Source organism: Edaphobacter paludis (assembly GCF_039993895.1).
In the GTDB taxonomy this organism is placed as follows: domain Bacteria; phylum Acidobacteriota; class Terriglobia; order Terriglobales; family Acidobacteriaceae; genus Edaphobacter; species Edaphobacter paludis.
Window position 1 is genome coordinate 2,679,925 of the sequence record NZ_CP121194.1, and the last position, 25,622, is coordinate 2,705,546.

Here is a 25,622-nt window from a genome sequence, read left to right on the forward strand (position 1 = left end):
ATTTCTCCTGGATAAGCTCTACCGCTTTGGGAACTCGACCTAAGGAAGTACCTCTTCCTTCAAGGAATCAGCCATGCGAAAGCTCCTGTCCGTTTTCCTCATCCTGTTCCTCTCGTCCATCGCAACCCAGACTCTGGCGTCCGACTTCTACGTGCGAAAGGGGGCGACCGGAACCAATCTTGGAACTGACTGGGTGAACGCCTGGAATGAACTCAGCCAGATCAACTTCTCCTCGTTGTCCTGCGGAGACACAGTGTGGATCGCTGGTGGCACATACACCTCCGCCCTCAAAGGAAACAAGTCCTGTACGGCAGGGCAGATCCTCACCATCGCCCGAGTCCAAGCCACGGATATCAACCCCGCCGCCGCTCCCGGCTGGGATCCTTCCTTCGACAGTCAGGTCGTCGTCCCCTACATCGACATCCCCGGCCCCTCCGCTTACATCACCATCAACGGACGCGTCCCCAATGGAATTCAAGTCCTCATCCCCGGGTCCAGTGGCGACGGCATCGACGGAGGCAACGGCGCAGGCGACGGCGTCAATCAGCCCATCGACAACATTACCTTCACCTACATCGAGGTCTATGGCCCTCCTTGTGTCACGGATGGCAATTGCACAAACGGAGGCGTGATGGGTGTCAACATCATGCCGTATTGCAATGGAGCCAATCGAACTCATCTTCTCTTCGACCACATGAGCGTCCATCGCACTGGCGAAGCCTTCCGCGGCTGTGGCTGGGACAACAGCATCGTTCAATACAGCCTCATCTATGACACCCACAACGACGGCCAGCAGCACGAAGACATCCTTTACTCCAATCCGCCCTACCAGAACGTGACCTGGCGCTATAACAAAATTTTCCAGTCTCCCAACGATGGCATCTTCTTCGAGTACGGCCCCGGAGCCGTCAACTTCGCCTTTTACGGCAACGTGGTCTACCACTCCGGCGGCTGGCTCATGTGTTTCAAAACGGGATCGGGAGATACTTACGGGCCGGTCTTTATCTACAACAATATCTTCGAGAATGACAACACCTTTGGTGACTACCAGCCAGGCTTTCTTGGCTTCTCCAACATGGCCAGCGGGAGCGAAGTAGCCAACAACGTCTTTGAGAACGTTTCTCCTAACGCTGAAGATCCTCCTCCCAACGCCAGCCACAACGCCTATACCCTCAGTGACGCAAGCGATGGTGGTTCCGGTTCCTTTTATTACTCCCCCGGAAGCCTCGGGGCCAGCACACTGTTCGTCAATGAATCTCCCGGAAACCCAGCAGCAGCCGACTTCCACCTGACCGCCCAAGGAGCTGCAACGCTTGCCTCCGGCGAGACTCTTCCCGCTCCTTACGATATCGATCCCGATGGAAATGTTCGCGGCGCCGGCGGCGGTTCATGGAGCATAGGAGTCTTCCAAGCCCTCTCTCAGGCTCCGGCACCTCCAATCAACGTGTACGGTGTCTATCGCTAAACAGAGTACCCGTTGGTATCGGAAAGTGTTGTTATTTTGGCAAAAGCCAGGATGCAGTGTCTCTCTTTCAATCAGTTCAACTCCTAAGGAAAATTTCACTACCCAACTTCTGCCGGCCCTATCTCCTCTCCTCATCTCGAATCGAAAATAGCTACAGCATCTCTCCTTAGGACAACCCCGCATGTCCCTGAGCTTCCATCTTGGTGCTCTGCGATCACACGTCCTGTGCTCGGTGTTCTGCCGTCCCGTTTCACTGTGCAATCAGAGACCTCTGGTTTCGTTCTGCTTCGACGACTTCCCCAGGACGGCATACACCGTCGGGGGCACCATCTTGAAGAGCTTCGGGGTGCACGGTACCTTCTACGCCGCTCCCCGTCTGATCGATACAACGAACGGCCTCGGCGACCAACTCACGCGAGACGACATCGACTCTCTTCTCACCGATGGCCATGAGCTTGGCTGTCAGACTTTTAGCCATCTCTCCTACCGGGCCCTCCCTCTGTCCACCTTCGAACTCGAAGTTCTAAAAGGCCGTAAATTCCTTCGAGAGCTGACCGGTTACGATCCCTGCAACTTTGCCTATCCTCAAGGCCACGTCTCGCTCCGGTGCAAAAGAAGACTCGGACCGCAGATGTCCAGCTCTCGCGGGACATGCAGTGGAATCAATATTCAAATCGCAGACCTCAACCTGCTTCGTGCCAATAGCCTCTATGGCGATCTCGATCAGATGGATCGCATCGAATCTCTCCTGTCCCACAACGTCAGTGGCCATGGATGGCTTATCTTCTACACCCACGATGTTCGCCGCAACCACTCACCCTTCGGCTGCACTCCCGCACTCCTGGACGGCACCTTGCTGCTCGCCATGAAGAAGGGTTGCCGCATCGCCTCCATCAAAGAAGCGATATCCACGCATGAAATACCGGAGACTCCTCAGCGGCGAGCGGCAAATGTTTACGACAGAGCGATCTCCGGCCCTGGTTCGGCATAAGGTTTTACCCGCATCACAATCCGTCGTTAAGCATTTTGAAATGAGACAAAACCATATGAACTTTCCAAAAGTCAGCTTCGTCGTCCCCTGTTACAAGCTAGGCCACCTGATCTCCGAGTGTCTGTCCTCCATCCTTTCGCAGACCTACACGAACTTTGAAATCCTCGTGATGGATGACCAATCTCCCGATGACACGGCACAAGTGGTCTCCACCTTCTCCGACAAGCGCATCAAGTACATACGGAACCAGGAGAACCTCGGCAATCTTCGGAACTACAACAAGGGCATCGAACTCTGCCGTAGCGAATATATCTGGCTGATCTCCGCGGACGACTATCTGCGGCGTCCTTACATCCTCGAGCGATACATCAAGGTTATGGAAGCCAATCACAAGATCGGCTATGCCTTTTGCCCAGGTGTCAGCGTCATCGACGGACGGGAAGCGGGTGTCCTCCCATATTCCAAATACGATGAAGCGGATCGAATCATCGATGGTCGACGCTTCTTGAATCGGCTGTTGAAAAGCAACTTCATCGTCGCGGCGTCCGCACTCGTTCGCCGAGAATGTTATGACAACATTGGGCGATTTCCATTGACTCTCGGAATGGAGTGGAGCGGCGACTGGTACCTGTGGTGTGCCTTTGCGCTGACCTATGACGTCGCCTATTTCGCGGAAGCCATGGTCTGCTATCGTGCACACGCTCTCAGTATGACCACAACGCTTGCCCAGCAGGAGAATCTACATAGGTGTTCTGGAGGCGATCTGGCGGTGCCGCTGAAGATTCGCAGCCACGCCCGCGAACTAGGCCTCAAGCAAGTGGAGGACGCCTGCCTTCAGGCCATTGCAAACGAGTACGTCCAGCAGTGTAAGTCGAAGAAATACCAGTCGTCGGCCTGGTCATTGAGCCTCCCGGCATTTGAAGCCTCCTTGCATGAGAATATCCACTCCGAAAAAGAACGGGCCTATATCCGGGCGCGAGTCTTTGATGGAATAGGGGATAGTCTCTGGGCCGGAGGGGAACGTTCGCGAGCTCAAGCCTCGTATCTCGCGAGTGCAAAGATAGAGCCCCCCGCGGTCAAAGCCTATATCAAGTACCTGCTCGTTTCTTTGGGAGTACCAGGAAATCACGCAAGAACATTTGGACGCTACCTTCGTGGAAGCATCAATGGCTGATCCATTCTGCGCACGCGAGCGAAAGCCTATGAATAGCCCGACGGTATCGGTTGTCATGAGTGTCTTCAACGGGGGCAGCTTCTTGTCCCAGGCCGTGGAGAGCATTCTGCATCAGAGCTTCGAAGACTTCGAATTCATCATCGTGGACGACGGATCAACCGACGCCTCTGCCTCGACGCTCGATGGATTTCAAAGCCGTGACGCTCGCATCCACGTTGTCCATCAGAAGAACACGGGGTTAGTCCACGCACTGAACCGCGGCTGTGCCCTGGCACGCGGCAAATACATTGCGCGGATGGATGCCGATGACATCGCGCTCCCCGACCGTCTCGCATCCCAGGTCGAATTCCTCGAAAGCCATCCCACGGTAGTCCTCCTAGGGGGTGCGGTTGACTTTATCGATGCGCGAGGCAATAAGCTCCACACTGCCAGATATCCCGCTGCCGATACGGCGATCAAGCGAGCACTCCTGGACAGCAGCGTGTTCTGGCATCCCACCGTTCTCATGTCGAGGAGAGCCTTCGTCTGCCTGGGAGGCTACAGAAACGTCCCTGACGCCGAAGATTACGACCTTTGGCTAAGAATGGCGGAGATTGGTGAACTGGCCAATCTGTCACAGGTGCTGCTTCGTTATAGAGTTCATGCTCAGCAGGTCTCCGTTCTCCGCTGCCGCACCCAGGCCCTCGGCTCACTTGCTGCGAGAGCCTCTGCAGTTGCACGGCGAAGGGGCGACTGCGATCCTCTCCACAGGATGTCAGAGATCACGGCATCTCTTCTATCGGCCAACGGTGTAAGCGACAGGAGCCTGCAAACGACGATTGCAAGAAGCTACCTCTCATCCATACGCAACATGTTCCTTCTGAGAGATCATGCTTCTGCTCTCAACATGCTCGGAGTCTTGCACTCTTCAGGGTTTGAGCACGCCGAACGCTGGGTGATCTCAGACTCCCATCTCTGCGCCGCGAAAGTATATTGGTCGCAAGCGAAGTACATCCGATGTCTTTTTAGCTGCGTTGTTGCCGTAATCAAGCGCCCCATCGTTTTGGGTCGTCCCTTCAAATCCGCCCTACGCGCAATCTTCGCAACATAAAAGCGTGACTCGCAGCGGCCAATCAGTCTTCACTAGATCCTGTCATGCACACAAGTATGAATGGAAGGAAAGCAATGGCCCAGGCAAGAGAACAGTCCGTCTTCCAATCGATGAGTCGAGCCAGAACTCAGCTCGCCCGGCGCTTCCGCCAGATCCCCCAACTCCTGCGAACCGAAGGACTCACCGCCGTCTCCGACCGCATCCGAAGAGTCGCCGCCCAACGCCTCACGCCCGCCCGTGTGATCTCGCCCGTCCGCCGCGCCGACATCATGGCCGTCGACCTCTCCCACCCCTTCGAATATTCCATCCCAACGTTTAACCCCGGGCAGCCGCTTACCGCCAACTGGGTCATCACTCCGCCAGCTCTAGGCTCTGGAGGCCATACCACCCTCTTCCGCATGGTGCGCTATCTGGAAGCACATGGCTATCGCAACCGCATCTACTTCTACGACCCATATGGCGGCGACCACCTCTATTACGAGTCCATCGTCCGCAACTACTATCACTTCCACGGCCCCGTCGCCAGCGTCGACCGGGGTATGGAAGATGCTCACATTGTCTTCGCCACAAGCTGGCCGACGGCCTATCCGGTCTTCAACTCACGTTGCGGAGGAAAACGCTTCTACTTCGTCCAGGACTTCGAACCCTTCTTCTATCCTGTCGGAAGCACCAGCTCTTTAGCCGAGAACACCTACCGCATGGGATTTCACGGCATCGGCATCGGCAGCTGCTTCGCCGAGAAACTCACCAGCGAATTCGGCATGACCATCGACACCTTCAACTATGGCTGCGACATCTCGCAATACCACCGCTCCCCGAATAGTCCACGCTCGGGAATCGTCTTCTATGCCCGCCGTGACAACGCGCGCCGCGGTCTGGAACTTGGCCTCATGGCACTCGAAGTCTTCGCCAGCCGCAATCCAGAAGTAGAAATTCACATCTATGGCGATACGATCGGAAAGCAGCCCTTCTCCTTCACCGATCACGGCCGCCTCAGCCCCGCCGAGCTCAACCTCCTCTACAACCGCTGCTACGCCGGGCTCAGCCTCTCCTTCACGAACGTCTCCCTGGTCGCACTGGAGATGCTCGCCGCCGGCTGCATTCCCGTCGTCAACGATACCCCGCAGGTTCGCACCGACCTCGATAATCCCTTCGTCGCCTACGCTCTTCCTTACCCGCAGGCGCTCTCAGCACAGCTCGAAGCTGTTCTCGCCAACCAGGACTTCGAGTTCCTCTCCTCTGCCGCAGCCTCCTCCGTCCACGCCACAAGCTGGGAGGAAGCTGGGGCCGAGATCGATCGAATCCTGCGCCGGGCCATGCGCATCGATGCCAAATGCATCCGCTAACCCGTTTGACGCCGAAAGAGATGGCCTTGCATCGGTGGATCTAAAGGGATTCTCATCCTCACGCATAGAGCTCACGGAGGGGGACTTAGGAACTTTCCAGCCTGAAGCGCGTATATAGAATCAGTCCGCCTCTTTTCAACGGATAATGATTGCCTATGCCTATACGCGAGATATTCAAGCAGACTATATCTGCACTTTGGGAGAGCAAGCTTCGCAGCTTTCTCACCATGTTCGGAATCGTTTGGGGCATTACATCGGTGATTCTGCTGGTTGGGTTAGGGATCGGCTTCAACGTTGACCAGAAAGAACACCTGCGAAGCATCGGCACAGATATTGCAATTATCTTCGGCGGCAAAACAGGAATGCAGGCTGGCGGTTATGCAGCCGGTCGTGACATCCGACTCACCGTAGACGATGCCATTGCCATTCGGGATCAGGCACCGTTGGTCAAAACCGTTAGCCCTGAGATTCGGCGGACCGCATCTGAAGTCAGCCAGTGGAATGCTGCCTCGCGTCCCGTTCGCGGCGTCTGGCCGGAGTATCAACGCTTTCGTTCTCTCACTGTCGATCAGGGACGGCTGATGACCGATGAAGACGAAGCGAATGGGCGACGCGTCATTCTGCTGGGAGCCGACGCAAACCGCCAGCTTTTTCCAGGCAAAGCTGTCATCGGACAGAAGATGATGGTGGCTGGGTACGAGTACACAGTCATCGGTGTGCTCGCCAAGAAGAAACAGAACGGCAGCTACGGAAGTGGACCGGATAACACCCAACTGTTCGCACCGTACTCTGCCATGGCACGCGACTTTCCGCCGACGGACCCTGGCATCGAGCGCGGATATGTCAATAACATCGTCATTGAGCCTGTCTCGCCCGATCTGCATGAGAAGGCTCTCGACGAGGTGAAGCGAATTATCGCTATACGCCATCACTACGACCCTGAAGATAAGGAAGCTCTATGGATCTGGGACACGCTCGAGGGGTCCAAGTTTACTGAGCGCATCTTCTCGGTAATGACCTTCTTCTTCGGTGCAGTTGCCTTGTTGACGCTGGCGCTAGGCGGCATTGGCGTGATGAACATCATGCTGGTCGCTGTCACCGAACGAACGCGAGAGATCGGCGTTCGCAAGGCGCTAGGTGCTACTGCGGTAGACATTCGGCGGCAGTTTCTAGCCGAGTCGGCGATCATAACCATCGTCAGCGGCCTTACCGGCCTGACGGTTGGCGTCGGAGTGTGCCTGCTGATGCGGCTGGTACCACTTCCTGATTTTGTGCCTCATCCGGTGATCTCTCCCATCGCGATCGGGGCTTCCCTTGCGACTCTTACGGTCATTACGCTCTTCGCGGGCACGTATCCCGCGTTGCGTGCGGCCAATCTCAGCCCGATGGAATGCCTGCGAACGGAGTAGCGATGAACATCGGTGAGATTATCCGTCAAAGTATCGACTCCCTTCTGCGCAATCGCCTGCGCTCTGGATTGACCATGCTTGGTATCGTGTGGGGGCTGGTAACAGTTGTCCTTCTGCTGAGCTATGGAAGGAGCCTTGGACAGGAGGTGATGAACGGGTTTCTTGGACTGGGCGATAACGTCATTATGGTCTGGGGCGGCCAGACGAGCATGCAGGCCGGTGGCGAACGAGCAGGCCAGAAGGTCAAGTTCCGCGATGGAGATACCGAGGCCGTTCGCGATACAGTCCCGTTTCTCAGGGCGGTGAGCTCCGAGACGGACGATGCGTTCAGCTTCAAGTACGGAGCCAAGGTCGTAAATATTCAGAGCAAAGCCATTGAATATCCCTACGGAGGGATGCGCCGGCTCAAGGTTGAGGAAGGCCGGTACTTCGAGCCGGCGGACTTCAGCGACCATCGGCAGGTGGTTATCTTCGGTGCTCATGCAGCACAGAAGCTCTTCAACGGATTTCCTCCCGTCGGTGAATCGGTAAATATTGAGGGCCACGTCTTTCAGGTCATCGGCGTCTTGCAGAACAAGATTCAGGACTCTTCTAACAATGGTCCCGATAACGAAAATGCCTTCATTCCCTTCGGCATGATGCGGCTGCTGAGAAATCAGCGGGACCCGGACAGCATCGTGTTCCAGCCCGTCTCAGGCGACATGCATCTCAAGGCGATTCAGGCTGTTCGGGCGGTGTTGGCACAGCGCCATCACTTTGATCCCAAAGACGACAAGGCGATCGGCGATTGGGACACCGTGGCCGACTCGGCGGAGATCATGCAGTTCAGCACGGCGCTCGAACTTCTGCTCGGCATCATTGGAGCGATGACGCTGGGCGTAGGCGGCGTGGGCGTGATGAATATCATGCTCGTCTCTGTTACCGAGCGCACTCGGGAGATTGGCCTGCTCAAGGCGCTTGGCGCGCGACGGCGTGACATTCTCTCTCAATTTTTGTTGGAGAGCCTTACGCTGACGTTTATTGCCGGGGCAGCCGGGATGATGATTGCGGTTGCTGTGGCTTACATGATTCCAGCCATGCCGCTCTATTCCGATATCTATAAGACGGCGAACCACGAAGGCGACATCATTCTGCGCGCTTCGCCGGAGGTGATGCTGATCTCGTTCGGCATTCTGGCCGTCGTCGGCATCGTGTCCGGGCTGCTGCCCGCCATTCGCGCAGCGCATATGGATCCGGTCGTAGCGCTACGGCATGAGTAGCTCTCAGTTGGCAGGACGATAGCGAATCTGCCCGTCATCCAGAAAATACTCTGCGGAACATCTTTCCGAGCCGCAGATCATGGACGCATTTCCCATGCACTGCTGCCGGGTGATGAGTCCGAGAGAGCCACAGGTGGGACAGGCGAGGACGGCGCAGTAAGGGTTCTCCGCCTTGCCCAGTTCGCCAGTTTGTTCCAGCATGAATAACGTACCCGGCTGCATCTGCTCGGGAATCCAAACATCCAGTAGGTTCAGCTCCGCTGTCATAGCTTGCCTCTCTACGGTTGTTATTCTGCACCACTTCTGGTGCACAGAATATCTGATTCCGTGCGCATGTCAACATGCATTTGTGAACTGGATTACGTCGTGAGGAAATCGCTCCTAGAAGTATCCCCCCCCCACCTGATTCGATAAAGCATCTCGATTCAACGGTTTAGCGCTGAAGTCTAAAGGCAAAGTCTTCATTCCAGAGGATTTACAGGCAAAGTATTCTTTATAAAGGAGTTAACCTGAGCAATCTTTGCCGAGCCTATCTTGTACTCTCTACTTCTTCTATTTTACGGGAATGGTGAAAACTGTTTTGCAATCTATATCTTTATTGTTTTGTTTGATTTAGATAGATTTGGGGCTTGACAGGTAATTTGCTGGGTTTTTTTGACGATTGAGTCGGAGTCGCGGGAAGAGGAACGAGGGAAACCTTTGACTCCTTTATGCCACATGTAGGAGGACATACCCAAGGGCTGAAGCCTTGGGGTACCCAGCAGCAAAATATGATTCGTAAGCCACTCACCAGAGGTAACCCCAACAGCAGGTTCCTCCGCTTCGCTGCGGAATGACGAACAAAAACTAAAAGGTGAAGGCGAGGCCGGCCTGGAGAGCGCGCGGAGATTGGGCGAGGAAGAGGGTCTTGCCGTCGGCAGAGAGGAAGGGTCGGTAGCCCTGGGAGAGCAGGTTGGTCACATCTACCGTTGCTTCGAGCCCCGGAGGCAGGAGGTTGCCAAACTTGATCGCCTGGCGCAGATAGCAACTGAGATAGGCTTGATCGCTGAACGCTCCGTAGGGGTTGACTGCTGTCACCATGCGCATCGGTTGCCAGCGGTAGGCCGCGCGAACTCTGGTCCCGCTCCGAAGTATCCTTCCCTTCACCGCGAGCGTAGCCGTCTGGGACATCAGCGGCTTGAGTTCGGTGGGCATGTCCTGCAACGTGAGCACCTCATCGTCGTCCTTCGCCGTGAGTGCAGCGCCTGTGCTGTATTCCAGGGCTACCCACATGTTCGTGGTGATCGGCTCGGACAACATGAGATTCATTCCCTGAGTCTTGTATCCCGAGTTGAGAAGACGGAAGCTGCCGGTGGTCTGGTCTGCCAAAACGCCCCCAGCAGGCGACTCGTCAGCCTGGGCGATATCGGACGCGCTGAGAGAGCCGCCGCCTTCGACCATCACCTGATTGAGCGAATCGAGATAGTACGCAAGCTGAATGAGACCGGGGCCAAGCTTACGACCGATGGCAAATTCCTGATGCAGGCCGCTTTCGGTACGCATACGGTTCTGCGAGGTTACCGCAACCGGCGTCTCCTGCTGCACGGTGTTGAGTCCCGCGTAAGATTGCAGATCGCGGGAGGTCGCCATGCGATAGCCGATCGTCCAGTCCTCCGAGGGGTGAGTGGTCACCTTGAGGAAGGGACGCGAGGCTAGGGCGTAGCCTGCGGTGTGGACGACATAGAGGATGCCCCCTACCTCGACGTCTGCGGCATCGCCAATCTGCATCTTCTCCGCGCTGGCTAGCTGGAAGGTCTGCAGGCCGGACGCGTTCTCCGCGCCGAGCATCTCCGGGTGGGACTGATAGCTTGCGACCAAACGGCTGGAGCCGGCGAAACCTCGTCGCCGCTCGAAGCCTGAAGCGATGTTCATGGAAGGTGAACCCATCCACGGTCCAAGCCCCGTCCCAATGTCAGCGCGGACGACCATGCCTGAGCCATCGTCGAGCACGCGGTCCAGGGTAACGATGTTGTGAACACCACCGTTGGCAAAGCCGCCGTCGCCACTGCTGACAGCTGCTCGAATGCGAGAAGACGGGGTGGAGGATTCGGTCGAACTGGAGGAGATCGACATCACATTGCCGTCGTCGGCAGCCATTCGAAGGATGGGGCGGTTGACGGCGGAACGCAGCGTCCACTTCCAGTCGTCGCCGGGCTCGTCTGCCTTGCGACGCTCGGCGGGCAGCCATGTCGTCGCATCGAAGATGGTATTCAGGGTGAGATTGACGATCGCCTGGGCACCGGGACGAAGGTGAAGATCGCCACGCGTGGTCGGCACAAAGAGGACGGCGGTAGCTCGAACCTGATATTTGCCAGGAACCAAACGGGTGATGAGGTAGCGGCCGTGAAGATCGGTAAATGCAGTGCCCACAAGAGCGGAGTTACCCGCCAACACCTGAACCAGAGCACCCATCTGGGCGACGCCGTCGGCATCGCGAACGACGCCGGAGACCGTAGCACCAGGACCCACAGCTAGGCACACCGATGCGGTGGATAGCATCAGAGCCAGAAGCGCGATCTTCACCTGGAATCGTTGCACAGCGTTTGCTTTCTGCGCGTCGACGGCAAACTCCATAACGTAATTGCACCCGGTACAAGGAGGGTGCTGTTTTACAGGCTGCCCTGCCACCGCTTATCGCCCTGTTGCATCCACGTAAGCATGTGGCTCTTTCCGTGCAGACTGCGCTATTCCACTACAAACGGTGCAGATTCTGCGATCTGCTGCTTGGTGATTCCATCATCGACCTTGATGGTCACCTTATACTTGCCGGGCGCGAGGCTGGCAAGCGGCATACTCTTTTCCAGCGTCACCTGATCAGCGTTCGGGTTGGTCTTGGCGGTAAGTTCCTGCGTCTGCAGAACCGTCTGGTTCGTGCCCGTATTCACAATCTGGTAGTCGATGGTGGCATCGTTTTTCTTGCTCTTCTCGTCGATACCGAGGTTATAGACCTGCATCCAGAAATTCAAGTTCTGCGCCCGGTGGAATGTGACCGGAACGGCCAACTCAGTCGGCACGCGGGGGCGAATGCGAGTGTCGCCGATGACAAAGTTGCCAGCGCCGATATCCCGGGAAGGCACATGCTCCATCTCGTCGGCCAGAATCAGCGAAGATGAGGCAAGGTGATCGTCGTCATACTTGGGCACGTTGATGCTGCGCTTCCATCGACCGATGTGGTCTGGGCTGTTGACGTCCTTGATTGCGATGTCGACTTTATACAAGCCGGGCCGCAATGGCAGCGCCTTCCAATAGACGGAGACGTTGTTCTGGGTACGGGCTAGCAGCTCGCTTGGAACCTGAACATTGACGGTGTCCTCAAAGGTCTGGATTGGCCGGTCATTGAGGTTGGAGACACGTCCGAGGATATTGACCGTGCCAGTGGCGACGCCGTCCTTGTTGCTGAAGGTGATGTCGCCGTTGCGAATTTGCAGGGTCAACGGAACAAGCACGGTATCGTTGGTGATCTTGACGTAGTCGGTACGAACGCTGAAGAGGAAGGGTGGGCCGGTGAGAATCTTGGAAGTCGCCATGAACGACTCAAGATCCTTGAACTTGATAACAGGGGGGGCCATCAGCTTGGCGTATTGATCGAGCCGGTCGAACTGCTTGCTCTGGTTCTGCGACGACATGGGGCCGGTGCCAAGCTGCTCGAGGCCTCCACCTGAGAAGCGGTCTGCCTTCTTGGCCTGCCCCTCTTGTTCATACATGGTGAGGCCGGCTCCGGGAACGTGCTTGAGCGCGTCCTTCTCGGAACGGTCGAGGGTCATGTGGTAGGCGCCGCACATGCAGGTATCCACAAACTCGATGTCGATGTTGTCGCCGATACCGGCCAGATAGCGATAGTGCCAGACTTCAAACGGGAAGGTCGAGGTCTCGCCGCCGCCCTCATCCATGGGCCGCTCGTAGTTGCCGCCGCTGGGATGGGAGTCAATGCTGTCGGGCTTGCCGTACGCGATATAGATGTGGCCGCGGTCTGTCTTCCAACCGGGCATGCCCGCTGCGAAGTGTTCATTCGCATAGGCAATGCGGGCATAGTGCTCTTCTTTGTACTCATTCTCCGGGGAATCCGGATTCGGGTTGCGGCGGAGCCAGAAGTTCTCGATGAAGGAGTCGCGCTCCTCATCATTGCTCAGGTTTTTGAAGGCCCTCATCTCCTGGTCGGTGATGATCCATCGGACGTCTTCGTCAAGCCACTTCTTATAGACGCCGTGCAGTTCGCCGCGCAGTTCCTTCTGCTGGGCGCGCTTTTCCTTATCGGTCAACTGACGCTTGAGCGGGTCGGGCTTTTCCACATTGGAAGGCTGGGCCTTTCCGTCGATATCGGGAAGAGCGCTATTCGTGTTTTGAGCCGGCAAAGCACTTGCCCCCATCGTCAAGAACAGAAAAGCTGTGATCGAAACGAGGCGGCGTGACGTATTCATAAATAGGGCAGTGCTCCTGTTAACCAATCTGTATTGTAGAGCGGTTACTTAGCCGATACAAGAGGGTGGAATCTGACTTCTACCCTGCTATTATCCTCGGTGATCGTCGGAGGACGTTTACTATTCATTGCCGCGGAGATAGCTGCTATTCTTCTCCCTATCCTTATTAAGCCGCGTTGGCTGTGTAAGAAGTCCAATGGAACTGTATATGCATCCTTTTCGTATGATTCTCTGACAGGCCACTCCCAATGCGCGCAGACAGGGTGATTCCGGTCCGCGAAAGAAAGCAGCAATGAGCGCGAAAAAGATTGTTTTGATCGTCGTCGGCGTCCTGGTACTGGCAGGCATCGTCGTAGGGACCATTCTCCATGGACAGGCCAATGTGACGAAGGTGGCGACGGGCAAGGCGGTACGTCAGGACCTCGTCTCGATTGTCAATGGTACCGGGCAGATCAAGCCGAAGACGTATGTCAATATCGGCGCAACGTCCTTTGGGCGCATCACCCACTTGAATGTGAAGGAAGGCGACCACGTCAAGAAGGGTGCCGTTCTGGCCACAATCGAGAACGTTCAGCCGGAGGCGACCGTCGCGGCGCAGCAGGCGACCATCGCGTCGAACCGTACCGATGTCAACAGCTACCTTGCCGCAGAAAAGACCGCCACCGCGAATATTGCGGAGTCCGAGGCTGATCTTGAGCAGAAGGGGCTGGACTACAAACGCGCCCAGGCGCTTTATCAGGACAAGCTGATTGCCAAGCAGGACTACGACAGCAAAAAGGCTGCCTATGATATGGCCGTCGCGACCCTGGCCCAGCGGAAGGCGGCGTATGCGCAGTCTTTGGCACAGACAGAGTCGCAACGCGCGCATGTGACTCAGGCGGTCGCCAGCCAGCGCTCTAATTATGACGCTCTGGACAAGACGATCAGCCGCGCTCCATTCGACGGCCTCGTGACCAACGTGCCGGTGCGCGAGGGAGAGACAGTCGTCGTGGGTATTCAGAATGCCGAAGGATCGACCATGATGACTTTGGCCGACATGTCGGTCATTACGGCGGAAGTCAAAGTCGACGAGACGGACATCGTCAATGTTGCGATGGGGCAGCCAGTCGATGTCACGGTCGACGCGCTGCCGGGGCGGATCTTCAAGGGGCACGTGACTCAGGTCGGCGACCAGGCCCTGCTGCGCACCACCGGTATCGCCACCAGCCAAAGCACAACCGGGACGGAAGAGGCTAAGGACTTCAAGGTCGTGGTCACGCTCGACCAGCCTTCGGATGATCTGCGACCGGGTCTTTCAGCTACGGCGAAGATAACGACGGCGAACAAGCCGAATGCGCTGACGATTCCAATTCAGGCTCTGGTGGAGCGTAATACCGCCGCAGAGAAGGCGCTGGCGGCCAATGCGGGCAAGCCTCCCGCGAAGGGCGCTGTTGCGGCTGCCACTCCCACGGATACCAAGCTTGTGCAGGGCGTCTATGTGTTGCAGCAGGAGCACAAGAAGCTGCGCGCCGTCTTCGTCCCTGTAAAGACGGGGATCACCGGAACGACCGATATCGAGGTGCTCGACGGCCTGAAGGCGGGAGACGAGATTGTGACCGGCCGATATAAGGTCTTGCGGACGCTCAAGAGCGGTACTGTCGTCAAACGGGACAACACGCCTGAGACCGTGACACCAACGGACCAGTCGTAACCGATCGTTGACGTATATGGGCTGACGCCGGAATTCCACTGCGCAAAAGGAACCGCCGCGTCAGCGTAAACGTACTATCCTGAACATGCAGCAACCGGAGAACCGGATGGCCATCGAAACCGCAGTTGATCCAATGCTCAGCAATGCCTCCGGACCTCGCGCCGGCGACGTGATCGTCACGGACAATCTCTGGAAGACCTATGAGATGGGCGACCAGCAGGTGAATGCCCTGCGCGGTGTGAACCTGCGCATCCGGCACAATGAGTACGTCGCCATCATGGGCCCGTCAGGGTCGGGTAAATCTACGCTGATGAACCTGATCGGCTGTCTCGATTCGCCATCGCAGGGCAAATATTGGCTCAACGGCCACGATGTCTCCGAGCTCAATGACGACGAACTCGCCCGCATCCGCAATAAGGAGATCGGCTTCGTCTTCCAGACGTTCAACCTGCTGGCTCGCGCCACCTCGCTGCACAATGTCGAGCTGCCGCTCATCTACAACGGCACTCCGGCGGCCGCACGCATTGAACGCGCCAAGTCGGTACTGGAATCGGTCGGCCTCGCCGAACGCATGATGCACAAGCCGAACGAGCTCTCCGGCGGCCAGCGGCAGCGTGTCGCCATCGCCCGTGCGTTGGTCAACAAACCCTCCATCATCCTCGCCGACGAGCCGACAGGAAACCTCGACTCCAAGACGGGAGACGAGATCATGGCGCTCTTCGACGATCTCCACGCCCAGGGAAATACCATTGTTCTTGTCACCCACGAGCCGGACATCGCTGAGTTCGCCCATCGGGTAGTCACGATTCGCGACGGCGTCATCGCCAGCGACCATATCTCCTCACGTATCAGCAATAAAGGGTAGCTAGTCCGGCAATATGCCGGACGATTGCCCCCACATTGCATCCATTACGTCTGCCTTCGCAGTCTAAGATGGAATGATGGCAAAGTTTCGGCCCCTTAGCATCAGTGCAGCTTTTGCAGCGCTTCTTCTTGTCTGCCCCATGCTCTTCGGAGAGGCGGCACGTTTCGACCTGACCGGCCCTAAACTCGAGGTCCATGTCACTCGGGATGGCAAGACGCTGCCGATTGCGTCGGTCCCAAACCTGCAGGCGGGCGATAAGATCTGGCTTCATCCCGACCTGCCGACCACGCAGTCCGTCCACTACCTGCTGGTGGTCTGCTTCCTTCGCGGCACCACCAACCCACCGCCCGAAGACTGGTTCATCAAGATCCAGACGTGGAACCAGAAGGTCCGCGAAGAGGGCGTGAACGTCTACGTTCCGGACGAGGCGCAGCAGGTTGTGCTCTTCTTGGCCCCGGAGACAGGCGGAGACTTCAGCACCCTTCGCTCTGCAGTGCGCGGCCGGCCCGGCATCTTTGTGCGCGCGTCGCAGGATCTTGCCGAGGCTGGATTCGAGCAGGCACGTATTGAAAAGTATCTTGCCGATATGCGTCTGGTCCCTCCCTCCGATCCCAAGGCGCTGCTCGAACACTCGAACCTCATCGCCCGCACTCTGAACCTAAAGCCTAATGAAGACTGCTTCAACCGCCCGGTCGACCAGCAGTACACCTGCCTGACCCAAAGCGGGAACCAGACGCTACTTAACGATGGTCATGGCGAGACGGTCGTCTCCAGCTTGACGAATGGCGATGCTTCCCAGTTAATCAGTGCGGCCAGCTACACCTCCCTGGGCGGAGGCGGTTTGTACAGCGCCTACGTGGGGGCGGTGGTTGACCTTGTCCACCTGATGGGTAATCTCCACACCGCGCAATACCAGTACATTCCCGCGATCGCATTTCCCGAGGGTGAGGACCTCAACCTCCGGCTCAATACGCCACCTTCGTTCCATAATCCAAAGTCGGTGATCGTCATCGGTCTGCCTGCAATCCAACCCTCCGTCCTCCCCCCGCTGCGCCCCGCGGACCCGAAGCACGTCACCTGCCTGCTGCAACCGTCGGTCGCCCTTCCAGTCGAAGGCGCTCCTCTCGTCTTCTCTACCTCGTTTGCACACGACCTCGTCCTGCACATCAATGGTTCAGGGCCCGAGAAGGACATTCCCCTTGTGCCGGACGCGTATCGCGGCGGCCTCACCCTTTCTCCGGCAACCAGCGAACGGAGAGTTCTTCCTACTGCGACGACGGATGCAGCACAACCTCAAGCCGCGCCCCAAGTCCCAGTGAAAACGACAGCCAAAGCCGACGCCTCTGGCAAGGTGACGGGGACCATTACCGGTTTCTGGGGATTCGATCCGTTCACTGGCCCGACCATGCAGTTGCAGAGCGTTCCGGGCAAGGACTGGAAGCTGGCAGTCGACGATGTGCTGATCGCAGGGCGGGAGAATAATCTCTCGCTCTCGTCCACCGGAACAGCCTGCGTCCAATCGATCACGCTCGACACGACGGCAGGAAAGCAGGAAAAAACTGACTGGAAAGAGGCCGACAAGCCGGACCTGATCAACGTCAAGGTCTCCCTGAAATCCGTCGACCCTGGTGCACTGCATCTGACAATTCGTCAATATGGAGAGGCCAAACCGGATACGGTCGCTGCTGAGACTTTTTCCGAGCCCGCGACCCTCGCTTCGCTGAAGTTCTATGCGGGCGATACTTCTGCGGTGCTGAACGGCACCAATCTCAATCAGGTCAAGCAGCTCGAACTGAAAGACCTGACGTTTACTCCGTCCCCATTGCCGGCTGCGTCCAATACGGACAGCTTCTCCGAGCCGGGCTCCTCGGGCACGACTTCACTGCGGCTCGCGCTTCCGGCCAATGCGGGCGCTCCCAAGTTGAAGACGGGCGAAAAGCTCACGGCGCACGTCACGCTGAAAGATGGCCGCACCCTTACTCTGCCGGTTCAAGTGGAAGCGCCGCGGCCCTCTGTCACACTCATCAACAAACGCATCACGCAGACCGCTGACGAGCCCATTCACCTGGCGGATCCTGACGACTTGCCTGTGAACGATCAGCTTACTTTTTCACTCAAGTCTGAGGCATCCTTCCCGCGCACGGGCCAGATTGAGATCGCGAATGCCGACAACTCGCTGCACACTACACTCGACGTCACATCCGGTACGCTCATTCTGCAGAATCACCACACTCTGGTTGGCACGCTGAATCCGCTCAAGGCGTTTGGGACCTCTGCATTCGGGCCACTCCGTCTGCGCGCCGTCGATCCCGATGGCACTGCGGGAGACTGGATCCCGCTAATTACGCTGGTTCGTCTGCCTACGCTGAACGACGTCCATTGCCCCTGGGAGGCATCGCAGCCCTGCACCGTAACCGGCTCGGGCCTGTATCTCGTTGATTCCGTAGCCACCGACGCCGCCTTCACGAATCCTACCGACGTACCTGAAGGCTTCATCGGCAACACGCTGTCACTGTCGCGTCCGGCCAAAGCAGGCTTCTATCTCAAGCTCCGCGACGACCCGGCGGCGGCCAATGTGGTTACGATACCGGTATCAATTCAACGGCCGCCGCAAAGTCAGAGAGCGACCCCGAAGGCCGTCCCAGCTGCAGCAAAACCCGAACCTGCCACTGCGACCTCAGCGCCGGATGCAACTCCAGCAGAGGTTCCTCCCGCAACGGGTGCGACGCCTGCTGCGCCTCCTGCACCTATGAATGGCGGACAGTCTTCTCAATGTCCCCAAGGAACCTGCCCGGTGCCCGCACCACCGGCAAGCGCAGCTCCAACCGCACCTGTGGCTAAACCGTAACTTCGAAGGATGAGTCGAGGCGAGTTGAGACCAGCGAAACGTAACCGCAGCGGCTACGTTTTGCTGGTTTCAAGAAGGCCCTTCGCCCGTAACCTGACCCTGCTGTGCTTCACGCTGTAGGTGAAGTAGACCACCAGACCGATGACGAGCCAGATGATGAGCCGCGCCCAGTTCAGCCAGCCCAGCTTGATCATCATGTATCCGTTGAACAAGATGCCCAGAAGCGGCACCAGCGGAACCCACGGGGTACGGAAGGGCCGCGGCCGGTCAGGGTCGGTTCTGCGGAGGATCATGATCGCAATGCAGACGATCACAAACGCCAGCAGCGTCCCGATATTCACCATCTTGCCGATGTCGTCGATCGGCGTCAGGGCACCGACGATCCCCGCCAGCGTACCCACGAGGAACGTATTTTTGAAGGGCGTGCGGAAGCGTGGATGCACTTCGGCAAAGAACTTCTTCGGCAGCAGGCCGTCCGTCGCCATTGCATAGAGAACGCGTGTCTGGCCCAGCAACATCACCAGCATCACCGACGTCAGCCCGGCCAAAGCACCCAGCGTAATAATGTCGCTGGCCCAGCCTAGGTTACGGTCCGCAAAGGCACGCGCTATTGGCGCCTCGATGTTCACCGCCTGCCACGGCACCATTCCTGTCAACACTGCCGCAACTGCAATGTAGAGCAGCGTGCAAACGGACAGCGAAGCGATGATTCCGATAGGCAGGTCGCGCTGGGGGTTCTTGGCTTCCTGTGCCGTCGTCGATACCGCGTCGAAGCCGATGTACGCGAAGAAGACATAGGCAGCTGCTGCACCGATTCCGCCAAAGCCAAACGGCGCGAACGAGTGCCAGTCCTGCCCCCAGTTACCGGGATGGACGTACTTCGCGCCCAAAAAAATGACGAACAAAACAATCGCTACCTTGAGGGCCACAATGCCGGTGTTGAACTTAGCCGACTCCTTGATGCCGATCGCCAAAACAGTGGTCACAATCAGCGCGATGAGGAATGCAGGCAGATTAAATCCAATCTCATGCCCGAACAGAACCGGTGCCGCCAGTACCTGATGCGCTTGGACCATCATGTCGGCAGTGGGATGCATCTTCAAAACTTCAAGCTGCGCGAGATAGAGCTGGGACCCAGGCAAGAGTGCTGGATAATTTACCGTCATCACTTGACGACTGACCGTCTCGACCGCCTTTCCCAGTGCCGTCCAGTGGTCATAGGCGAGCCACAACGGAAACTTCAAATGAACGATGTCCAACACCTGGACGAAATAATTAGACCAGCCCGAACTGACCGTACTGGCGCCCATCGCGTACTCGAGCGTCAGGTCCCAGCCGATGATCCACGCGATCAGCTCACCCAGCGTCGCGTAGGCATAGGTATAGGCCGACCCGGCCAAAGGGATCAATGCGGCAAACTCCGCATAACAGAGCCCCGCAAACGCACATCCCAGCCCGCTCAACACAAACGAGAGCATCAGGCCAGGCCCGGCATAGTGCGCTCCGAGCCCCGCCATCACAAAGATGCCTGCGCCTATTACCGCGCCCACGCCAAGCGCGGTCAATTGAAATGGCCCGAGGCAGCGCTCCAGCGTATGTTCGCCTTCTGCGCGACTCTCTTCCAGCAGCACATCCATCGATTTCTTCGCAAACAACATCGACATCTTGGGTCAACTCTCCTTTTACGTCACGGCTTTGTCGCTTGCGACCGCCGCTCCCTGCCTCTTCCAGACCAGATACACCGGCACTCCCAACAGCACAATCACCAACCCCGGCCACGTGTATTGCGGCTTGTAACGGAGCAGTACAACGCAGATCCAGGTCGCCATCACGATATATAGCGCCGGCAACACAGGATACCCGAAAGCCTTGTAGGGGCGTGCGGCATCGGGCTTTGTCCGGCGCAGGACGAACAGACCTGCAATCGTCAGAATATAGAAGATGAGTACGGCAAAGATTACGTAATCCAGCAATTGCCCGTAGCTGCCCGACAGGCACAGCAAACACGTCCACGCCCACTGCACCCATAACGAGTTCACCGGCGTCTTCGAGCGCTCACTCAGCTTACCCACCGACTTGAAGAACAGTCCGTCGCGGCTCATCGCGTAGTACACCCGCGCTCCCGCCAGCAGCATTCCGTTCACGCAGCCGAAGGTCGATATCAGAATCGCCGCCGCCATCAGCTTCGCGCCATACCCCGCAAAGGCGCTCTGCATCACCGCGGTGGCGACACGATCTTCCGAGGCAAACTGAATTCCCCGCCCTACAATCGTTCCCGCTGCCGGGTCGCCCATCATCGGCAGCACGCTCAGGTAGACGAAGTTGCAGAGCACGTACAGTAGCAGGACAACGCCCGTCCCAATCGCCAGCGACAGCGGCAAGTTGCGCTTAGGGTTCCTGATCTCCCCCGCTGTAAAGGTCACGTTGTTCCACGCATCCGCGCTGAACAGCGATCCCACCTGAACTACCGCGACAATCGTTAGCAATCCAACATAAGCCGTCGGTCCCCCCACACCGACTTGCACTGCATGGGTCGTATGCCAGCCCGCACCCGCCCAGAAATGGTGCCATCCGGCGCCGAAGTTCGCCGCCAGCGCAATCGCATCCTTCGCAAACAAGCCGACCAGAACAACCGCAGCCAGCGCCAGCACCTTCGCGGAGGTAAAGACATTCTGCACGGCCGCGCCCATCTTCACGCCCAGCGTATTGAGCAGGGTCAGCAGCGTAATCACCACAATCGCCGATAGGTTGGCGGTGTTCAACCCAATCTCCATATTGCCGAGTACCATCGGCCCCACATGCCAGGCCGGAACATGCCCGATATGCCATAGCCACTTCTCCGCACTGACCGACGGAAAGAAGACGCCCAGAAATTTTCCAAAGGCCACGCCCACGGCAGCAATCGTCCCTGTCTGAATTACAAGGAACAGCGTCCACCCGTAAAGAAATCCCCACAGAGGTCCCAGCGCCTCACGCAGATAAACGTACTGGCCGCCAGCCTTGGGCATCATGGCTGCCAGTTCGCCGTAGCTCAACGCGCCTATGACCGTCATCACCGCAGTCACAAGCCATGCCGCAATCAGCAGCGCGGGCGAACCCAGCGCGCGCGACATATCCGCCGAGACGATAAAGATGCCCGAGCCGATCATCGAGCCCATCACAATCGCCGTTGCTGAAAACAACCCCATCCCCTGCACGAACTGCGGAGAGGAGACGGTCTCGTTTTGAATTTTTACCGAACTATTCACGTTGCGTCAGTTCTACCCCAAAATCTCCAGAAAGTCCCGCACCACTTTCTCAACTGACTCACCTTCAACAAATAACGCGCTAATCACCGCTACGGAATCGGCCCCGGCCTCAATCACGCTACGAGCATTTGCCCGTGTAATTCCGCCTATCGCCACAATCGGCTTCGTCGTCAGCACCCGCGCCCGCCGCAACCCGTCAAGTCCAATCACCGGCTCTGCATCGAGTTTGGTTCCGGTAGCAAAGACCGGCCCTACGGCTACATAATCCGCGCTGCTCGCGTCGGCCCGCTGTACTTGTTCATCATTGTGCGTAGAAACCCCCACCCATCGCTGCGCACCCACCACACGCCGCGCATCTTCGGGCAGTAAGTCTCCCTGCCCCACATGCACGCCATCCCAACTGGCAAGTACGGCAAGGTCAGCTCGATCATTGAGAATCAGCCTGCATGCGGCCCCTGCGAATGCTTCGCGAATTGCAGCAGCATTCTGCAGGACCGACTGCGGAGACCCAGCTTTATCCCGATATTGAAGCAACTCCACACCGGCTTCCTTCAACTGGTTGGCAGCCCATCGGAGATCATGCCCACGGGCCGCCAACAGCCCCGCATCCAGAATTGGATATAACTTTGGCAGGCCCACCACTACTCCGCCTTGATGTCCTTCTGTCGCTCGAAGAACCGCTCCATAAACTTCGTATCGAACTTGCCCGAACGGAACTCCGCATCGGCAAAGATCTTCTGATGCATCGGAATCGTTGTATGGATTCCCTGCACCACAAACTGCGAGAGAGCGCGCTGCATCTTGTTCATGGCCTCTTCGCGGTCCTTGCCGTGGCAGATCAGCTTCGCAATTAGCGAGTCATAATAAGGGGGCACCACACCCTCGGCATACTGCGCCGTATCCACGCGGACGCCGTTACCGCCGGGGAGGTTGAATGCCGTGATCTTGCCCGCGCTGGGTGTGAATTTTTCCGGATGCTCCGCATTGATGCGGCACTCAATCGCATGACCGCGAATCGCCACCGGCTCCGTAATAATCGAGTTCAGCTTTTCGCCCGCGGCGATTCGTAACTGCGCCTTGACGAGATCGATTCCTGTAACCATTTCTGTTACACAATGCTCGACCTGAATGCGGGTATTCATCTCGATGAAGTAGATTTTTCCATCTTCATCCATCAAAAATTCAATCGTCCCGGCGTTCCAGTAGCCGATATTTTCCAGCGACTTCCTGATCGTCTTGCCCAGTTCCTCGCGCAGCTTGGGAGTTACCATCAGGCTCGGCGCCTCTTCGATCAGCTTCTGGTGCCGTCGCTGGATCGAGCACTCACGCTCGCCCAGGCTCATCACGTTTCCATGCTCATCGGCGAGCACCTGGAACTCGATATGCCGTGGCTGCTCGATGAACTTCTCCATGTAGAGGTCGCCGTTGCCAAACGCATTCGCCGCTTCAATCGAAGCCTGCTGATACAGTCCCGGCAGCTCATCCTTGTTGCGGCAGATGCGCATTCCGCGGCCGCCGCCACCGGCGACTGCCTTCAAAATTACTGGATAGCCAACGCTGCGCGCCCACTCCAGCGCCTCGCCTTCACTGGCGATGATGCCGTCCGACCCGGGCAGAATCGGCACCTTCGCCTTCTTCATCGTTTGCCGTGCTGTGGACTTCTCGCCCATCATCCGCGTTACTTCCGGCGGAGGCCCGATGAACTTGATATTGGAGGCCCGACAAACCTCGGCGAAGTTCGCATTCTCGCTTAACAGACCATAGCCAGGATGGATCGCATCTACATCTGCAATCTCCGCCGCCGAGATGACCGCCGGCACATTCAGATAGCTCTCCGACGAACGCGGTGGCCCGATGCAGATGGCCTCATCGGCAAACCGCACGTGCAGGCTGTTACGGTCCGCCTCGCTATACACCGCGACCGTGCGGATTCCCATCTCCTTGCACGCGTTGATCACCCGCAGCGCAATCTCCCCGCGATTTGCAATCAATACCTTACGAAACATGCGTTACCTGTTCTCTTCCCTTTAGATCAATTTACTTGTCATCCGGAATGCCGAATCCGCCGCGAAGCGTTTCACCTCGCCTGCCACCCGTCAAATCGCTAACGGGCTTTGATCGCAAACAGCGGTTGCCCGTACTCTACTGGCTGCCCACTTATGGCAATTCGCTTGACTACTTCGCCCGCGACGTCTGACTCGATCTCATTCATCAGCTTCATCGCCTCAACGATGCAGAGCACCTGGCCAACTTCCACTTGGTCGCCAACGTTCACAAACGACGGAGTGCCGGGCGAGGGCGACTCGTAGAACGTCCCCACAATCGGCGACTTCACCTCATGCAGAGTCTCCGCTGGAGCAGCGGCAGGAGCGCTCTCCACAACTACGGCAGGGACCGCGGCAACTGGCGCCGAAGCCGCTGCAGGAGCCGAAGCCATCAGCCTACTCAGATGCGCGAGATCGACACCCCCCGCCGCAGCCTGAGGCTCGCCCGCGAACTTGATGCGGACCTTCAGATCATCTTGTTCCATGTCGAACTCGGCGATCTCGTTCGCCTTCAAAAATTCGACCAGTTCGCGAAGCTCTTGCAACTTGTTAACGTCCATCCATATCTCCTGTGCCTGTTGCGGCACTCTAGTCATTACAACTCAATCCAGGCCTTCACGCTTGGCGTCAGAACTTCGCCTCCCGTCGCGGTGACGAGAACCATGTCCTCGATCCGCACGCCGAACCGGCCTGGCATATACACTCCGGGCTCGATCGTGACGATCATTCCCGGAGCCAGAACCTGCGTCTGCTTCGCCGCAAGCCTTGGACCTTCGTGAATCTCCAACCCAACGCCGTGCCCGGTCGAATGGCTGAAATACTTATCCATCCCCGCCGTCCGCAGCACGCTTCGCGCCGCTTCATCGACCTCGGCACAGGTCACGCCCGGAGCCACCTTTGCGACTCCGGCCTCCTGCGCTTCCAGAACCGCATCATACACTTCCCGCTCGTCCGGCTGCGCCTTGCCCATGTGGACGGTGCGCGTCATGTCGCTGCAATAGCCATCGACGACGACGCCAAAGTCCAAAGTTACGAAGCCTCTCTTTGGCAGCTTCGCCTGAGTTGCGCGCCCATGCGGCAGCGCGCTCCGCTCTCCGCTGGCGACGATTGTCTCAAACGACATCGCCTCCGCTCCAGCCAGCCGCGCGGCATGTTCGAGTTCTGCCGCCACTGCGACCTCAGTCAGCCCCAATTGCATGAAACTAAGCATCCCGTCGAACAATTGGCAACCCAGCAGAGCGGCCTTACGCATGGTCGCAACCTCTTCCGCGTCCTTCACCTCACGCAGACCGGCAACCAGTGGCTCAACTGCCTGAAACAGCCCCCGGCGCACCTTCGTCGAGACTGACTTCCGCATCCCTTCGAGTGCAGCGACCGTCGTCTGTGCAGCATCGAAGCCGCAGCGCTGAATGCCGGCGGCCTCCATCCATTCACAGGCAGCCGTCACCACCGGCTTCTTCGCGATTACCACGCGGCTTCCCGCTGCCTCAGCCTTCGCCTGGGCTGTATAGCGTCCATCCGTAAACAGAACGGCGCGGCCGCCAGCCAGCACTAAAGCGGCATTCGACCCCGTAAACCCGCACAGATAGCGGACATCCGGCAGATGCGTCACCAGCAGGCAATCCACTCCGGCGGCCTTCGCCCGAGCCACCGCTCTCTTCTTCCGCAAACTTAAACTCATCCCCATGATTCTACCGAACTTGTGCGGCAAAGCTGGCTCAACATGTACACAACC

Annotated in this window: 19 protein-coding genes; 10 read left to right on the top strand and 9 right to left on the bottom strand. The window is 57.7% G+C overall.

Translation table 11 applies throughout. The annotated features are described in order from the left end of the window. Positions 1 to 73: 73 nt before the first annotated feature. From P4G45_RS11125 to P4G45_RS11155, 7 genes are all read left to right on the top strand, one after another. Positions 74 to 1,465 carry a hypothetical protein gene (locus P4G45_RS11125; protein WP_348266550.1) on the top strand — a complete coding sequence of 464 codons (1,392 nt, stop codon included), beginning with the start codon at positions 74 to 76 and terminating at the stop codon, positions 1,463 to 1,465. A 181-nt stretch (positions 1,466 to 1,646) separates the two neighbouring features. Then, a complete protein-coding gene (locus P4G45_RS11130; RefSeq protein WP_348266551.1) occupies positions 1,647 to 2,456 on the top strand; it encodes a polysaccharide deacetylase family protein in 810 nt (269 codons plus the stop codon). 55 nt (positions 2,457 to 2,511) lie between these two features. Further along, on the top strand, positions 2,512 to 3,630 hold the full coding sequence (locus tag P4G45_RS11135) for a glycosyltransferase family A protein (RefSeq protein ID WP_348266552.1): 1,119 nt from the start codon (positions 2,512 to 2,514) through the stop codon (positions 3,628 to 3,630). A gap of 28 nt (positions 3,631 to 3,658) precedes the next feature. Next, positions 3,659 to 4,720 carry a glycosyltransferase gene (locus P4G45_RS11140; RefSeq protein WP_348266553.1) on the top strand — a complete coding sequence of 354 codons (1,062 nt, stop codon included), beginning with the start codon at positions 3,659 to 3,661 and terminating at the stop codon, positions 4,718 to 4,720. Between the two features lie 74 nt (positions 4,721 to 4,794). Then, entirely contained in the window at positions 4,795 to 6,066 is a 1,272-nt protein-coding gene (locus tag P4G45_RS11145; protein ID WP_348266554.1) for a glycosyltransferase family 1 protein, read from the top strand. Positions 6,067 to 6,221: 155 nt separating this feature from the next. Further along, on the top strand, positions 6,222 to 7,475 hold the full coding sequence (locus P4G45_RS11150; RefSeq protein WP_348266555.1) for an ABC transporter permease: 1,254 nt from the start codon (positions 6,222 to 6,224) through the stop codon (positions 7,473 to 7,475). Next, positions 7,457 to 8,734 carry an ABC transporter permease gene (locus tag P4G45_RS11155; RefSeq protein ID WP_348266556.1) on the top strand — a complete coding sequence of 426 codons (1,278 nt, stop codon included), beginning with the start codon at positions 7,457 to 7,459 and terminating at the stop codon, positions 8,732 to 8,734. The genes P4G45_RS11150 and P4G45_RS11155 overlap by 19 nt, the downstream gene beginning before the upstream one ends. Positions 8,735 to 8,737: 3 nt before the next feature. Here P4G45_RS11155 and P4G45_RS11160 read toward each other — a convergent pair whose 3' ends face one another. The 3 genes from P4G45_RS11160 to P4G45_RS11170 form a co-directional block, all read right to left on the bottom strand. Continuing rightward, on the bottom strand, positions 8,738 to 9,001 hold the full coding sequence (locus P4G45_RS11160) for a hypothetical protein (protein ID WP_348266557.1): 264 nt from the start codon (positions 8,999 to 9,001) through the stop codon (positions 8,738 to 8,740). Between the two features lie 579 nt (positions 9,002 to 9,580). Then, positions 9,581 to 11,311 carry a carboxypeptidase-like regulatory domain-containing protein gene (locus tag P4G45_RS11165; protein ID WP_348266558.1) on the bottom strand — a complete coding sequence of 577 codons (1,731 nt, stop codon included), beginning with the start codon at positions 11,309 to 11,311 and terminating at the stop codon, positions 9,581 to 9,583. Positions 11,312 to 11,457: 146 nt separating this feature from the next. Next, the gene (locus tag P4G45_RS11170; RefSeq protein ID WP_348266559.1) at positions 11,458 to 13,191 is read right to left on the bottom strand and encodes a GWxTD domain-containing protein; all 1,734 of its coding nucleotides are present in this window, start codon (positions 13,189 to 13,191) and stop codon (positions 11,458 to 11,460) included. Positions 13,192 to 13,483: 292 nt separating this feature from the next. Here P4G45_RS11170 and P4G45_RS11175 point away from each other — a divergent pair, with 292 nt between their 5' ends. The 3 genes from P4G45_RS11175 (at position 13,484) to P4G45_RS11185 (ending at position 18,594) form a co-directional block, all read left to right on the top strand. Continuing rightward, a complete protein-coding gene (locus tag P4G45_RS11175; protein ID WP_348266560.1) occupies positions 13,484 to 14,881 on the top strand; it encodes an efflux RND transporter periplasmic adaptor subunit in 1,398 nt (465 codons plus the stop codon). Positions 14,882 to 14,987: 106 nt separating this feature from the next. Then, positions 14,988 to 15,746 carry an ABC transporter ATP-binding protein gene (locus P4G45_RS11180; protein WP_348266561.1) on the top strand — a complete coding sequence of 253 codons (759 nt, stop codon included), beginning with the start codon at positions 14,988 to 14,990 and terminating at the stop codon, positions 15,744 to 15,746. A gap of 73 nt (positions 15,747 to 15,819) precedes the next feature. Further along, positions 15,820 to 18,594 (top strand): hypothetical protein, encoded by a 2,775-nt coding sequence (locus P4G45_RS11185; protein WP_348266562.1) that lies wholly within the window; start codon positions 15,820 to 15,822, stop codon positions 18,592 to 18,594. A gap of 53 nt (positions 18,595 to 18,647) precedes the next feature. On the opposite strand, the gene P4G45_RS11190 is transcribed toward P4G45_RS11185, so the two are convergent. The 6 genes from P4G45_RS11190 to P4G45_RS11215 all read right to left on the bottom strand — a co-directional run bounded on the left by P4G45_RS11190 (position 18,648) and on the right by P4G45_RS11215 (position 25,568). Continuing rightward, a complete protein-coding gene (locus tag P4G45_RS11190) occupies positions 18,648 to 20,258 on the bottom strand; it encodes an amino acid permease (protein ID WP_348266563.1) in 1,611 nt (536 codons plus the stop codon). 18 nt (positions 20,259 to 20,276) lie between these two features. After that, entirely contained in the window at positions 20,277 to 21,782 is a 1,506-nt protein-coding gene (locus tag P4G45_RS11195; protein ID WP_348269251.1) for an amino acid permease, read from the bottom strand. 72 nt (positions 21,783 to 21,854) lie between these two features. Next, a complete protein-coding gene (thiE, locus tag P4G45_RS11200; RefSeq protein WP_348266564.1) occupies positions 21,855 to 22,481 on the bottom strand; it encodes a thiamine phosphate synthase in 627 nt (208 codons plus the stop codon). A 2-nt stretch (positions 22,482 to 22,483) separates the two neighbouring features. Then, a complete protein-coding gene (gene accC, locus P4G45_RS11205) occupies positions 22,484 to 23,848 on the bottom strand; it encodes an acetyl-CoA carboxylase biotin carboxylase subunit (RefSeq protein WP_348266565.1) in 1,365 nt (454 codons plus the stop codon). A 98-nt stretch (positions 23,849 to 23,946) separates the two neighbouring features. Beyond that, positions 23,947 to 24,447 (bottom strand): acetyl-CoA carboxylase biotin carboxyl carrier protein, encoded by a 501-nt coding sequence (gene accB, locus P4G45_RS11210; RefSeq protein WP_348266566.1) that lies wholly within the window; start codon positions 24,445 to 24,447, stop codon positions 23,947 to 23,949. A gap of 35 nt (positions 24,448 to 24,482) precedes the next feature. Then, positions 24,483 to 25,568, bottom strand: a complete 1,086-nt coding sequence (locus P4G45_RS11215; RefSeq protein WP_348266567.1) for a Xaa-Pro peptidase family protein — start codon at positions 25,566 to 25,568, stop codon at positions 24,483 to 24,485. Between the last annotated feature and the right edge of the window lie 54 nt (positions 25,569 to 25,622).

Excerpts from the sequence above, each read along its gene's own strand:
- P4G45_RS11125 (WP_348266550.1), top strand. The coding sequence starts at position 74 with ATGCGAAAGCTCCTGTCCGTTTTCCTCATCCTGTTCCTCTCGTCCATC.
- P4G45_RS11130 (WP_348266551.1), top strand. The coding sequence starts at position 1,647 with ATGTCCCTGAGCTTCCATCTTGGTGCTCTGCGATCACACGTCCTGTGC.
- P4G45_RS11135 (WP_348266552.1), top strand. The coding sequence starts at position 2,512 with ATGAACTTTCCAAAAGTCAGCTTCGTCGTCCCCTGTTACAAGCTAGGC.
- P4G45_RS11140 (WP_348266553.1), top strand. The coding sequence starts at position 3,659 with ATGAATAGCCCGACGGTATCGGTTGTCATGAGTGTCTTCAACGGGGGC.
- P4G45_RS11145 (WP_348266554.1), top strand. The coding sequence starts at position 4,795 with ATGGCCCAGGCAAGAGAACAGTCCGTCTTCCAATCGATGAGTCGAGCC.
- P4G45_RS11150 (WP_348266555.1), top strand. The coding sequence starts at position 6,222 with ATGCCTATACGCGAGATATTCAAGCAGACTATATCTGCACTTTGGGAG.
- P4G45_RS11155 (WP_348266556.1), top strand. The coding sequence starts at position 7,457 with ATGCCTGCGAACGGAGTAGCGATGAACATCGGTGAGATTATCCGTCAA.
- P4G45_RS11160 (WP_348266557.1), bottom strand. The coding sequence starts at position 9,001 with ATGACAGCGGAGCTGAACCTACTGGATGTTTGGATTCCCGAGCAGATG.
- P4G45_RS11170 (WP_348266559.1), bottom strand. The coding sequence starts at position 13,191 with ATGAATACGTCACGCCGCCTCGTTTCGATCACAGCTTTTCTGTTCTTG.
- P4G45_RS11175 (WP_348266560.1), top strand. The coding sequence starts at position 13,484 with ATGAGCGCGAAAAAGATTGTTTTGATCGTCGTCGGCGTCCTGGTACTG.
- P4G45_RS11180 (WP_348266561.1), top strand. The coding sequence starts at position 14,988 with ATGGCCATCGAAACCGCAGTTGATCCAATGCTCAGCAATGCCTCCGGA.
- P4G45_RS11185 (WP_348266562.1), top strand. The coding sequence starts at position 15,820 with ATGATGGCAAAGTTTCGGCCCCTTAGCATCAGTGCAGCTTTTGCAGCG.
- P4G45_RS11190 (WP_348266563.1), bottom strand. The coding sequence starts at position 20,258 with ATGTCGATGTTGTTTGCGAAGAAATCGATGGATGTGCTGCTGGAAGAG.
- P4G45_RS11195 (WP_348269251.1), bottom strand. The coding sequence starts at position 21,782 with ATGGGGTTGTTTTCAGCAACGGCGATTGTGATGGGCTCGATGATCGGC.
- accC (WP_348266565.1), bottom strand. The coding sequence starts at position 23,848 with ATGTTTCGTAAGGTATTGATTGCAAATCGCGGGGAGATTGCGCTGCGG.
- accB (WP_348266566.1), bottom strand. The coding sequence starts at position 24,447 with ATGGACGTTAACAAGTTGCAAGAGCTTCGCGAACTGGTCGAATTTTTG.
- P4G45_RS11215 (WP_348266567.1), bottom strand. The coding sequence starts at position 25,568 with ATGAGTTTAAGTTTGCGGAAGAAGAGAGCGGTGGCTCGGGCGAAGGCC.